10 protein-coding genes and 1 pseudogene are annotated in these 12,755 nt (G+C 64.9%); 1 reads left to right on the forward strand and 10 read right to left on the reverse strand.

Annotated features, from left to right (window positions below):
* Nucleotides 1–122: 122 nt before the first annotated feature.
* From ACLP9N_RS40505 to ACLP9N_RS40515, 3 genes and pseudogenes are all read right to left on the reverse strand, one after another.
* Nucleotides 123–515: a DUF1801 domain-containing protein gene (locus ACLP9N_RS40505; protein ID WP_442412665.1), complete on the reverse strand. Its 393-nt coding sequence runs from the start codon at nucleotides 513–515 to the stop codon at nucleotides 123–125.
* A gap of 57 nt (nucleotides 516–572) precedes the next feature.
* A complete protein-coding gene (locus ACLP9N_RS40510; protein WP_442412666.1) occupies nucleotides 573–1,592 on the reverse strand; it encodes a zinc-dependent alcohol dehydrogenase family protein in 1,020 nt (339 codons plus the stop codon).
* Nucleotides 1,593–1,628: 36 nt separating this feature from the next.
* Nucleotides 1,629–2,434: pseudogene (locus ACLP9N_RS40515) on the reverse strand (enoyl-CoA hydratase/isomerase family protein).
* Nucleotides 2,435–2,542: 108 nt separating this feature from the next.
* Between ACLP9N_RS40515 and ACLP9N_RS40520 the strand changes: the two are divergent.
* Nucleotides 2,543–3,871, forward strand: coding sequence for an acyltransferase family protein (locus ACLP9N_RS40520; protein ID WP_442412667.1), 1,329 nt, complete (start codon nucleotides 2,543–2,545; stop codon nucleotides 3,869–3,871).
* Between the two features lie 49 nt (nucleotides 3,872–3,920).
* On the opposite strand, the gene ACLP9N_RS40525 is transcribed toward ACLP9N_RS40520, so the two are convergent.
* The 7 genes from ACLP9N_RS40525 to ACLP9N_RS40555 form a co-directional block, all read right to left on the reverse strand.
* The gene (locus ACLP9N_RS40525; protein WP_442412668.1) at nucleotides 3,921–4,415 is read right to left on the reverse strand and encodes a type II toxin-antitoxin system Phd/YefM family antitoxin; all 495 of its coding nucleotides are present in this window, start codon (nucleotides 4,413–4,415) and stop codon (nucleotides 3,921–3,923) included.
* A gap of 337 nt (nucleotides 4,416–4,752) precedes the next feature.
* Nucleotides 4,753–6,303, reverse strand: a complete 1,551-nt coding sequence (locus ACLP9N_RS40530) for an MCE family protein (RefSeq protein ID WP_442412669.1) — start codon at nucleotides 6,301–6,303, stop codon at nucleotides 4,753–4,755.
* A complete protein-coding gene (locus ACLP9N_RS40535; protein WP_442412670.1) occupies nucleotides 6,297–7,472 on the reverse strand; it encodes a virulence factor Mce family protein in 1,176 nt (391 codons plus the stop codon). The genes ACLP9N_RS40530 and ACLP9N_RS40535 overlap by 7 nt, the downstream gene beginning before the upstream one ends.
* Nucleotides 7,469–9,034, reverse strand: a complete 1,566-nt coding sequence (locus tag ACLP9N_RS40540) for a virulence factor Mce family protein (protein WP_442412671.1) — start codon at nucleotides 9,032–9,034, stop codon at nucleotides 7,469–7,471. The genes ACLP9N_RS40535 and ACLP9N_RS40540 overlap by 4 nt, the downstream gene beginning before the upstream one ends.
* Nucleotides 9,031–10,461 (reverse strand): MCE family protein, encoded by a 1,431-nt coding sequence (locus ACLP9N_RS40545; protein WP_442412672.1) that lies wholly within the window; start codon nucleotides 10,459–10,461, stop codon nucleotides 9,031–9,033. The genes ACLP9N_RS40540 and ACLP9N_RS40545 overlap by 4 nt, the downstream gene beginning before the upstream one ends.
* A complete protein-coding gene (locus ACLP9N_RS40550; RefSeq protein ID WP_442412673.1) occupies nucleotides 10,458–11,498 on the reverse strand; it encodes a virulence factor Mce family protein in 1,041 nt (346 codons plus the stop codon). Before ACLP9N_RS40550 ends, ACLP9N_RS40545 begins: the two co-directional genes overlap by 4 nt.
* The coding region (locus tag ACLP9N_RS40555; RefSeq protein ID WP_442412674.1) for an MCE family protein at nucleotides 11,495–12,755 on the reverse strand (1,261 nt) is incomplete at its 5' end. The genes ACLP9N_RS40550 and ACLP9N_RS40555, both read right to left, overlap by 4 nt.

Genomic DNA, 12,755 nt, shown 5'->3' on the forward strand with positions numbered 1-12,755 from the left:
CAACGACTGCAAAACTCGAAACGGCGGGGCGATCTCCGTGTCGACCTCAGGGTCTGACTTCACCAACGCCGCCACGCGGCTTCGAGACGCCCCGCCCCATAAACCCCTTATTCAGGAGTCTCCTAGGACGTGTTCAGTTCCACGGCGGCGCGAATGAGCGCTTTCAATGCCTTTTCATCAATTTTGTCGCCCAAATGAAAATCGATGGCGCGCCTGGTGTTGCCGTCAAGGCTGGAGTTGAACAGACCTGCAGGGTCTTCCAATGCGGCGCCCTTGGCGAAGGTCATCTTCACGACATTCTTGTACGTCTCACCGGTACAGATCATTCCGTCGTGATACCAGACGGGGACCCCTCGCCACTTCCATTCCTCGACCACGTCGGGATCTGCCTGCTTGATCAGTTTTCTGATGCGCGCGAGCACCTCGCCACACCAATCCGCCAGCTCCTCGATTCTCGCGTCGATGAGCTCAGAGGGAGAGTCTCCACCGTGTTGCTCGCTTTTGGCCTTGGTCATGCGTTGAGTATCCCCCGCCGACCGTCTCCCGAATCATGTCAAGATCTGGCCGCGGGTCTACGGGATGGTTATCGCGATCTTGCCGACATGCTCACCGGCCCGCAGCACCGCTAGCGCTTCCTCCAGGTCTTCCCAGTCAAATACGTGACTGACATGAGGCTTGATGCTTGCGTCTGAGATCAGCTTGCACAGGTCACGATGGGCGCGCACACTGCCGACGGTGATGCCGATGAGGCGCAGATTGTTGAGCATCACCTCGGCGACCGAAATGGGCGCCATCTCGAATCCGCTGAGCACCCCGATAACGGCGACCGTGCCTCCCACCCGCGCAGAATGTACCGACTGCGCCACCGTGGCGGGTCCGCCGAGGTCGACGATGAGGTCGGCACCGCGTCCGGCGGTCAGCCGCTTCACCTCGGTGTTCCATTGCGGGGTCGTCCGGTAGTTGATGAGATGCGTTGCGCCCAAATCTGATCCGACCTTCAATTTGTCGTCTGACGACGACGTGAGGATTACGGTGGCACCCAGCGCCCGGGCGAGTTGCACGGCGAACATCGACACCCCGCCAGTTCCCTGGGTGACGACGATGTCTCCTTCGCCGATGTTGGCTTCCACCAGGGCACTCCACGCAGTCACGCCGGCACACGGGATGGTCGCGGCCTCGACGTCGCTGAGGTGATCGGGCGTGCGGACCAGGCCGGCGACGTCGGCGACGCGGTACTGCTGTAGCCAGCCGTCTTCCGTGTCGCCGGGCAACTGTCGCTTGGCTTCCGATGTCGGCGGCCCGTCTAGCCAGCCAGGGTGAAACGCTCCCATGACGCCGTCCCCGACGTGCAGCCCGTCGACACCGGGACCGACTGCCACCACATCGCCGGCGCCGTCGCTCATCGGCACACGTGGCCAGGGCCCAGGAAGCAGGCCCATCAGATTGATGTTGTCGTGGAAGTTGAGGCTTGATGCATTGACCTTGATCAGCACCTGGCCCTGCCCAGGTTCGTCGACCGGCCTTTCCACCATTTCCAAGGGTGCGCCGGGGCCGTTCATCAGCATGGCCTGCTGCTGGTCGGGGATACTCATGCGGTACGCGCCTCCTGGAACAGATTTCGGGCTGGATCAGATTGGTTCCCAGCCGTGCGACACCGACGCGCTCCAACGCGGAGCACGGCGCTGCAGGAATGCTTCGACGCCCTCGCGGGCATCGGCGCTGCCCATAACCCGGCGGTGCAGTTCCGTCTCCAATTCGGCGACCTGGCGCGGGGTGTAGCCCTTGATCTGGGTTCCCAGAGCAGCCGTTTGCTCAGCGCGGCCGACATCGGTGCGACGTTGACCGCGATGTCGCGCGCCACCGCCATCGCGTGGTCGAGCACTTCGCCGGCGGGCAGCGTCCGGGTGGCGATGCCCATGGCGGAAGCTTCAAGACCGTCGAAAGTACGTCCCGTCAGCAGGATGTCCGCAGCCACGGCGCCGCCGGCCAGATGAGGCAGCGTCCAGTGCGACATGCAGTCGGGAATGACGCCCCGACGCACCTGCGCGACTGCGTATTTCGCTTCTTCGGCCATGATCCGTATGTCGGCTTGCAGGGCAATCGTCAGACCGATCCCAATGGCGTGCCCGTTGACCGCCACGATGACCGGGGTGCGCAACTCGAACGCGGCGGGATCGGTTGGTGCGGCCGTGAACGCCGAGTCAGCGGATGGAGCATCGAAAGGGCTTGTTGTGCCCGCGAAGTCGGCGCCGGAACAGAATGCGTCGCCGGCACCGGTGAGCACGATGACGCGCACCGCATCGTCGTCGTCGCACTGCCGGTAGGCGCGGTTGAGCAGGGTACCCATCTCCGCGGTGTATGCATTGCGGCGCTCGGGGCGATTGAGGGTCAACAGCGCGACGCCGTCGGCGATCGCGACGGTGAGGTCGGTCATGTCGGTGCCGAACAATCAGCTGTCATTTCGGTGAACTTACCCACTCCCGGCAGAGCGTTGAGCGGGTACCGTGGCGCGGGTGCAACCCATCGAGCTTCCCGAGCGCTGATGGACCACACAAACAGGGCGCGACCGGCCCGCAATCTGGCGGTCGACTTCTACCGCCTTTCGGGCGTCGTTCTCATCGTGCTGGGTCATTGGCTGGCCGGATCCGTGACCTATCACGACGGACAGTTCGGTCGGCAGAACCCGCTCGTCGATCTGCCCTGGACCCAGTGGCTGACCTGGCCATTCCAGGCCGTCCCGACGTTCTTTTTGGTGGCCGGTTACGCCGGCGCGGTGTCGTGGACGCACCGGCGCGACACCAATGACATGTCGCGCCAGACCTGGCTGCGGCACCGACTGGCCCGGGTCCTCGGTCCGACGGCGGTCTACGCCGCGCTGGTCTCGTTCGTTGTGGTGGTTCTTCAGGTCCGCCACGTCGCCGGTTCGGTGCTGGAATACGCTGGCTGGGCAGTCGCGATGCATTTGTGGTTCCTCGCCGTGTACCTGGTGGTGGTGTCGCTGACGCCGAGTGCGATTGCCGCGCATCGGCGTTGGGGGCTCTTGGTACCGGCGGTGCTCGCCGTGGGCGTCGCGATGGTAGACGTCGCATCGCTCGCCGCCCACGTGCCCTACGTCGGCTGGCTGAATTACGTGCTGTGCTGGGGGGCGCTCTACCAGCTCGGAATCGCTTGGCATGGCGGGCTATTGGCCGGTCGCAGACCTGTCGTCTTGGCTGCCGGGTCGGGGCTCGCGCTGGCACTGCTGATCTGGCTGGGACCCTACCCGGTCAGCATGATCGGCGTTCCGGGCCAGACCGTGGATAACACGACGCCGCCCACCGCAGCGGCGTTGGCGTTCGGATGCGCGCAGGCGGGATTGGTCATGACGCTCGCGCCCGCGCTCAACCGCGTGCTACGCGCCGCCCACGTCCAGCGTGTGCTGTCGGTAGCCAACAGCAATGTGATGGCTCTTTACTTGTGGCACATGATTCCGGTCGTGATTGTGGCGATCGTCGGCTACCCGGCTGGACTGCTACCGCAACCGGCCGAAGGTACGGCGGACTGGTGGCTGGCCCGGCTGGAATGGGTGGTCGTCCTCAGCCTGGTGACTGCGGTCGAGATGGTCCTGTTGTGGCGCGGACGGCGTCTTTTCGCGGCTCCCCTGCCCATGCTCGGTATCCCGCTCACGGATCGCTGGGGCGAGCCGATGATGCTGGTCGGTACGGCGATGGCGGCGTACGGCCTGGCGTTCGTCGCCGCGGAAGGCTTCGCTCCGGACGGGCAGTACCCGTGGGTCGCCGCGCTGGTCTTCGCCGTCGGGGCGGTACTGGTGGCGCTTCGCCCCGCAAAGGTCAGCCGGCACTCGGCTGATCCCGCACCTACAATCGGATGAAGTTCTGCCGGTCCACGTTAGCTGCACCCGCGGGACGTAGCGCCAGCGATCAGGCTGTGCGGGCGTCGTTCCCGGCGGCTGACACGATGCGAGCAACCACCGTACCGCTGCGCACGACCTCAATCGTCTGCCCTGCCGCAACCCTGTCGAAGTAACGCCCCGCACGCTTTCGCAGTTCGTCCAGCTCGATCGGCCGACCAGCGTCCGCCGGGATCGGGGCCATCGTGGAGTCACCGGCCGACACGATCCGCGCCAGTAACTTGCCGCCACGGACGACATAAATCGTCTCCCCGGCCGCGACCCGATCGAAGCACCGCCCCGCACGCGTTCGCAATTCGTCAAGCCCGACCCACCCACCCGCTTCCGGCGCCGCGACTTTGACAGATCGCGCCGGGATCGGAGCCAGCCTCCAGTCACCGACTGACACGATCTGCGCCACCAACTTGCCGCGCCGCACGACATCGATTGTCTCCCCGGCGGCAACCCGCTCGAGATACGTACACGCGTCACTCCGGAGTTGGCCTAGGCCAATCGCTTCCCGCATCTTGCTCCGATCTAGGTGTTCGCCTGCGTGGAGCAGCGGCGCGCTCCGATTCAGGGCACTCGGAGTGTTCCGACCCGGTGCTCAGTATATGACTGTACGTGCGGTCAGTGTCAACGGTTCACCGAGACCGAACGACGAGTCGGTGAGGCCGCACCACGAGATTCGTGCGAATGAGTGGGGTTAGGCGCGACGAACGAGGTTCTCACCGCCGCAAGGCCAGACTGAGGCGAAAAGCGCTGTAAATCAGAAGGATTGATCACGCAACCGACAATGGAGCCGACCCGAGTTCACCGCGTCCGACTCTTTCGGGCGAGCCGTCAGCAACGTCGGTGGGGTTTCAGCCGGCCGGCGCCAGCATGTCCTTCCATCCGTCGTCTCCTGTTCTGGTCGAGTTCTCGACGGAGAATTTGGCTCCGTCGGGTCCAACCAGTTCACCGCTCTGAGGGCTGTATACCGCCGCGGGAGGCCCCCCCGGCGTGTAGACACACGGGTTGGGCTGTTGTCCGTTGCATACCACGGCACCTGATCCCGGCCGCGACAGAGGGTCACTGATCGGTGGGGGTGTCCCCGGCACTCGGTCGGCCGGCGCCGGGTTCAGCCCGTTGTTGACCGATGGCGCCGGGATCACTAGGCCAGGTTTCACCGGCTGATCGCAGCGCGCCGCGGGCGCCGGGCAGGTCAGGAGCTGGTTCGGGTCGCCATACCACGGGTTGGTGCCCAACGGAACGTACGGTTTGGCGTCGCGACACTCGCGTGGCGTCGCAGCGCGCTTACCCGGGACATCGACACACGGAAGGTTGCGCGCCCCGCGCACGGCGTTGCTCGGAGTGTCCTGCGGGATCTTGCAATAGGTTCCAGACGGCATCGGCGCCAAGCTGGTGTCCGCGGGAGACCGCCACTGAGGTGCCGGGAGAAAGCCAGTCAGACACGGTGGGGGCTGGTTGATCGTCAACGAGGTGCCGAGCGCCGCGTAGCCCGGGAAAGGTGTCGTTACCGTCTGGCCTTCCGCGGCGCCCTGCGGATAGGCGACCAGCAATTGCTCGACGCCCTTGTGGTAGCGCTTGAGCATGTCCAGCACGATCTCGAGATTCGCCAGTGTCTGCGGAAGCGACTCGCGGACGTCGCTGAACACCGTGTTGACCTGATCGGCGGTCGGCGCCGCTTGCGTCAGGATGCTTTGCACGTGCTGGTCGTTTTCCGCGCTCTGCGCGGCCAGGATGTTCAGATTGTGCGACCAGCGCTCGATCGAGTCACCCGAGTTGACCTGGCTGTCGATGATCGGTCCGGAGTTTTGGATGATGTCGTTGACATCTTGGATGTTGGTCTTGAAGTCGCCGGCGATCGCCTGCGTCGCATCGACCAGTCGTTGCAGCGCGGGGCCCAATCCGCCTACGGCTTGGGCTGTTTCGTCGAGCAGCGAGGCGATCTTGTCCTTGGGCAGAACGGCCAGCCCGCGGTTCGCGGCGTCCAGCGCCGGCCCGATATCAGTGGGCACGGTGCCATTGGTGATGGTCTGTTGCGGCGAGAAGTATTTGCCCGGGTTGCCCACCGACACCAGGTCCAGATACTGCTCGCCGACCGCCGACACCGAATGCACGTTCGCCCCCGCGTCAATCGGGATCTTAAAGCGGCTGGAGATGCTCATGGTCACCCGCGCGCCCGTCTCGGTCGGCTCGACGGCGGTGACCGTGCCGATGGTTTCACCGCGATAAGTCACGTTGGCCGTCTCGTACAGACCGCCCGACGCGGGCAGGTCCGCGTGCAGCGTGTACTGGCCGATCCCTGCCGCGGTGGGAAGTCGCAGGTAGTACCCGCCCAGCACAAACGCGGTGATCAAGCTCAGAATGCCGAACAGGATCAGCTGGCGCCTGATGAAGGGGGTCAGCATTGCCTACCCGCCCTTTCCACCAGCGGCCCGCCCGGGGCGTCGTTCGGGTTCGGCGTGTACCGGACGTCGGGGATCATCGTTTCGGGGTCGCGGCCCCACGATTGCTCGAGAGCGCGCAGCGCTCCGGAGAATCCCGTGCCGGTGAGGACCGCGTTGTCGACAGCGCTGAGGGTCAGGTCGAGCGTCAACGACAGGTTGAAGTAGTCGCCGCGGAACGCCTTCGGCACGGAGTCGATGTCGAACGGCCGGACGAGGATCAGCTTGAGTGCGCGGATCAGATACGGCGAAGCACGGCCGAGTTCCCTCAACGGGCACTGCAGCGACTGCAGGTCCTGGTGGAGGTCGCTCCGCGAGGCGGACAGGTATTGGTCCGCAACCTGGCTGAGCCGTCCTGTCGCGTCAACCGCGTTGATCAAAAGGTTCTGTTTGTCGGCGAAGTGCTTGAGCAGTGGGGGAAATTCGGTGAGGACCCGATCCAGAACGTCCGAGCGGGGACCCACGTACGCCAACAGCCGGTTGGTGGAATCGATGGCTCGGGTGATGTCATCGCGTTGCTCGTTGAGTCGGGCGGTGAAAGTGTCCAGCTTGCCGAGGAAGGCACGGATCTGGTCGCCCCGCCCGTTCAGGATGTTGTAGACCTCGTTCTGCAGCACTTCGAGGTTCGGGATGCCGCCTCCGCGCAAGATCATGGCGAGACCGGCCAGCGTCTGCTCGGTCGTGGGGTAAGTGGACGCATTTTTCAGCGGGATGGTGTCGCCGTCCTTCAGCAGCTCCGGGGACGGGTTGGGGGGCGCGGCCAGCTCTATGTGCTGAGAACCCAGGAGGCTTGTCTGGCCGATCTTGGCGGTGGCGTTCTTGGGTAACTTGATGCCCTTGTCCACACGTAGCGTCACCGTGGCGACCCAGTTCTTCAGATTGATCGCGCGCACCGTGCCGACAAAGACATCGGCCACCCGCACCCGGCTGTTGTCGTTCAGGGCCAGCGTGTCGGGCATCTGCACGTAGATGACGTAGGAGCCGGGCCCGCTGCCCGGGCCACCGGGCATCGGCACGTTTGCGATCCCGTGCCAGCTTGCGCACGAGGTCAGCGCCACGGCAGCCCCCAGCAGAGCCAGCCCCTGCCAGGCTCGGTGTCGCAGCCGAGCGCTCCCCGCGGGCACCGCGCTCATCGCGCCTCCGCGGGTAGCGGTGGTCCCGCAGGCGCGGGCGTCGGAGCAACCGGTCCAGGCACGACTCCAGGTGCCGGTGGTGGCGGGGGGATCGGCACTTGCGGGGCCTGCACGCCGATGGGTGGCAGCACCGGGTACTCGTTGTACGCATTCGGCGGTCCCGGTGGCGTCTGCAGCCCTGACGGCGGGGGCGCGCTGTCCGGGCCGCCCATCAGTTCGCCCAGAGATTCGGGTGTCAGCAGGCCCGCTGTGATCGGCCCCACCTGTGTGCCCTGCATGCCCGGCGCTGCAACCCAGCCGGGCTGGGTGTTGCGGTGCGACAACGGGGTGTCGGGCACCCAGATCCCGGGAACCGTGGTGTCCTTATACCCGTTCGGCGGCTGCAGCCGAGGCTCGGAGTAGGCGACTTCCTTGGGTAGCGTCTCGGCAGTGCTGAACAGGTTCAGCCCGAAGGGCAAGTAGTTGAACTTGATCGCATCGAGAACTGGTGCCAGGTATTGCGCACACAGTTCGGCGGAATCTTGATAGCCCAGCCGGCTACCGGCCTGAATCATGCTGCAGAGGAACTGCATCGGGTTCGCGAAGTTCGGGATTGCCGGGATGGACATGACCGCGCCGTGCGACGGGTGGTAAATCTGGCTGAGGTTCGTCTCCAGCGTCGGCAGGACGTGCAGGGCGGTCTCCAAACCATTCAGCGGCTCGGGTTGGACCAGCGTGGTGGTCAGGTTGGCGAGGTTGTCGACGTCGCGCGCGAGCACCTGGCGGTTCTTGTCCAAGAACGGCCGCAGCGTGGAGAGCAGGGAGTCGAACTGCTGGATCGCATTGGCGAGGTCCCGGTCAGACCCGGTCAACTTGTCGGTGAACTGGGCCAGGTTTTTGTTCAACGCGACGAACTGCTGGTCGTCTTTGTGCAGGGCGTTGACGAACAGCGCCAGGCTGTGCACCACTGCGAAGAAGTCCCCACGGCCCTCGTTCAGCGCGGTCAACGCCCGCGACAGGCTGTCCAGCGTGGTGTTGATCTGCTTGCCCTTGCCGGCCAGCCCGTCGGAGAAAGACTCGATGAGGTCACCGAACGGGCCCTTGGGCTGCTCGGGTGTCGGGCCGAGTTTGGAGATGACATTGGCGACGCTCTCGCGCAGTTGGTCCCACTCCGTCGGCACCTGCGTGCGCTCGATGGGGATCACCGCGTTATCGGCCATCACCGGACCACCTTTGTAGGGTGGCTCCAGCTGAATGGTCCGCGATGCCACCAGGGTGGGGTTCACGATCACGGCGGACGCGTTGGCGGGCACCTTGTATTTGTTCTTGTAGTGAAACGTCACCTTCATCTTGTCGCCGGCCGGCTCGATCTTGTCGACCGAGCCCACGCGAACGCCCATGATCTGGACTTTGTCTCCGGGATAGAGCGCGTTCGCCGATGGGACGTAGGCGACCACGGTGTTGTTGGTCAGCTTCTGGTAAAGCCGCCAGCCAACGAACCCGGCGACCAGTGCCAGCGCCACCACCAGCGTCCCGATGACCCTCCGGGTCCGCAGATTGCGGAAATCGAAGATGCTGCTCAACTCTGGCCACCTCCCCCTGATTGCGGGTTCTCTGTGCGTGCTCCCGGCGGCGCGTTGGGCGGCAGCGGCACCGGTGTGCCCGGGACGTCCGGAGGCGGCTCGCCCGGCCGCCCGGCGATCGGGATTCCCGGTGTCGGCGGCAGGCCGTTCGGGTTCGGCGGCGACGTCTGCACGTCGATCGGTGCGGGGAAACTGCCGCCGAATGGTCCGACGTCTACGCCCGCGCACGGCAGCGGATTCCACGGCCGCGGCGGCGCGTCGGGCGCCGGCGTGTACGAACACGCTGTTCCCGGTGGGACGGCCGGTCCCGGGTGGTCCGGGGTGCCTTCCAGCACCGGAGGTGCGGGCGGCGGCGCGCCGTTGGGGAACCGGACGCCGTTGGGGTCGGGCCAGCGGAACTCGGGCAGGCCGGCGCTGCGCCAGAAGTCCTCCGGGTCGATACCACGGTTCTTGAAGGCGGCGTCGACCCACGGCTGCAAGATCCAGTACGGCAGCAGATTGGACAGGACTATCTTGAAGTACGGTCCCGACGCGACGGATTCCCCTAACGATGCGGCGAATTGACTGACATACGTGAGGGTTTGGGCCAGGTCGTCTTTGCGTGCCACCAGCACGTCGGTGAGGGCGTGCAACTGCTCCAGCACAGGATTCAGGTTCGGGTTGTCGTTGATGAACCCCTGCACCTGGGCCGAGAAGGCGGAAATATTCTGCAGCAGGGCGTCGATGGCCCGTCCACGTTCGTTGAACGCGGCGAGCAGCGTCTTCGCGTTGACCAGCAACCGGTTGATTTGTTCGCTGCGGTCACCGAGCACGCTGGCTACCTGGTGGGCCTGCGCGAGCAGGTGCTTGATCTCTTCGTCGCGTTTACCGATGGTGTCGGAGAATTTGGCCAAACCGTCGAGTGTGGCGCTCAGGTGCGGGTAGGTCTGGTCGATGGTCTGCGACAAGACGTTCAGCGACCGCTTGACGGTGTCGATGTCCCAGCCGGCGGCGGCCTTGGTGATATCGGAGTTCGCGTCGTAGAGCTGATAAGGGGTGGTGCTTTGGCCGAGCGGCAACACGCCCCCGGGCCGCAACGTCTGGGTTCCCCGCGGCTCGATCTCGAGCACTTTTTTGCCCAGGATGGTGTCGGTCTTGATCGCGAGCCGGCTCTCGGTGCCGATGGTGTTGGCGCCGATGGTGAACTTGATCAGGACGTGGTCGCCGTCGATGTCGAACGCCTGCACCGTGCCGACATTCACGCCGGTGATGCGCACCTTGTCGTTCTTGTTGAGTTGACCGGTGTCGGTGAACTGCCCGTAGTAGCTCGGACTGGCGAACATCATCGGGATGCTGGTGAAGCTTTGGCCGACGGCGACGACGAGCCCCAGCACGGTGGCACCCGTCAGCCCGACACGGCGGCGGTTGAAGTCCGTCAGTGTTCTCATTGCGGCGTGCACCTGCCCGTGGGCTGCTGCCAGATCCTGACCGTGCGGACCGGGCCACCGGGCTGCAATCCGTTCCACTTGATCGTGAGGTCGCACACGTAGAAGTTCACAAAGTCTCCGTAGAGGCCGATGCTGCGTCCGATCAGGTTGAGCGCGGTTGGTGTCTTGTGGAGGAGATCGTTGAGCTGATCACGTTGGTCGACGAGTGGCTGCTGAAGAGCCTCCAGATAGTTGATCTCCTTGTGCAGCAGAGCGCGGTTGTCCGCCAGCAGCTCGGCCACCGTTCCGGCGGCGTTGCTGATGTTCGCGGTGCCAGCGGCCAGCGGATCGGCGTGATTGGCCAGCCCGGTGATCAGCTTCTCGAAGTTGTCGACGGTCTGGTCGAACTCCTTGCGATGTCTAACCGTGGTATCCAGCACGACGTTCAGGTTCTTGACCACCTCGCCGATCGCCTGGTCGCGTTCGGCAATGTGGGCGGTCACCTGCGCGGTCTGGTCGAGGATGTCGTTGATGGTGCCGCCCTGACCCTGAAACACTGTGATGATCGCCGACGCGATGGTGTTGACCTTTTCCGGATCGAGCGCCCGGAACAGCGGCTTGAAACCACCGAGCAGAGCGTCGAGATCCAGCGCCGGGGAAGTTCGAGACAGCGGGATGAATCCACCCGGCGGCAGGACCCGGTCAGCGCCCTCACCCTCGCCGCGCGTGAGCTCTAGGTAGCGGTCGGCGAACAGGTTGAGGTAGCGGATCTGGGCAGTCGTCGACTGGTAGAGCGGTATCGAACGGTCGACAGCGAAATCCACCTGCGCCCGCCTGCCGCCGTCGATCAGCCGCACCTTTTTGACCTTGCCGACCTCCACTCCGGAGGCGCGGACGAACTGGCCGTCTTTCAGGCCGCTGGCATTGCTGAACTCCGCGGTATAGCTGTTGGTGCGGTTGAAGCGCATCTGAGCGAACACCACGACGATCGACACGGTGATCAGCGCCAGCACCAACGAGACGATGCCGAGCTTGATAGCGGAGCCGGTGGTTTTCATGGGTTGATCGTGTTGTCCCCGACTTGGCGGCCCCACACATATTCGATGGCGTACGGTGAGCCGGTATCTAGGTGGTTGTACGGCGCGAGACTGGCGCCGGTGTCCAGCACCAACTCGGGCGCGGGCCACAGGTCGTGGGTGATGGCCTGCCAGCAACCCGGCGCACCCCCCGGCCCGCCGCGGGCGTTCACCCGCGGCAGATTGTCCGGAAACACATAGGGATTCGGCGCCCCGCCTACCACTCCGGCCAGCCCAAGGAGCCCCATAGTGGCCACCGTGCCGGCCAACCCCGGGAGAGTCAGTATGCCTCCCAACCCTGACGTCAGCTCGGTCATGGTTCTCAGCGCGTAGCCGTTACCGCCGCCCGTCGTCGCATAGGCCGCGGGTTCTTCGTCGTAGTAGTTGTGGATGGTGCAGAAGATCTCGGGGCTGTAGGTGTCGAGCAGCTGGGCGGTGGGCACCAGATCGGCGGCCCCCCGCTGCAGGTAGGGCCCGCCACGCCGGAAGATGTCTTCCCCGGTGTTACCCAACCCGGTCGCGGCCAGCAACGCGGCGTCCAGTTCGGCTTCCTGCCGGTGCAGCGTGCGCGCTGTGATGACCGCGTTGTTGAGGGAGTCCAACAGATCCGGCGCGGCGTTGGCGTAGGTGTCGCCCAGGGCAGCCAGCCGCGCAATGTCATGTCGGATCTGCGGCATCTGCGGATTGATGTCGTCGAGGATGGCGTTGCCGTTGACGATCGACTGCCCGAACTTGTCGCCCAAGCCGGTCAATGCCTGCGCGGCCGCGGCCAGCGTCAGGTTCACCTTGACCGGGTCCACCTTCTCCACGATCGAGTTGAGCGTCTCGAACAACGTGTTGAACTCCGTCGTCACCGACCTCGCATCAATCACCTGCTGCGTGGTGATGCGTTGCGGCGTAGGGTTTTTCGGTGAGGTCAACGACACATACTTGTTGCCGAACACCGTGGTCGCCTTGATCTTGGCGTCCACGTTGGCCGGAATCAGCTTGATGTACTTCGGATTGACGTCCAAGACGAACTTGGCCGCAGGTATGCCATCACGCTGGATCTCCGAAATGCTGGCCACCCGACCGATTTCCACCCCGTTGTAGGTGACCTTCGACCCCGTATCCATCACCAAACCCGCCCGGGCAGCCACCATCGTCAAGGGCGTCTTCGGCGTGAGCTCGCCCCGAAACTGCAGCCACACGAGCGCCAACACCACCGCGGCGACGACCAAGAACACCACGGCCGCCGTC

It is taken from the genome of Mycobacterium sp., from assembly GCF_052144515.1.
Taxonomy (GTDB): domain Bacteria; phylum Actinomycetota; class Actinomycetes; order Mycobacteriales; family Mycobacteriaceae; genus Mycobacterium.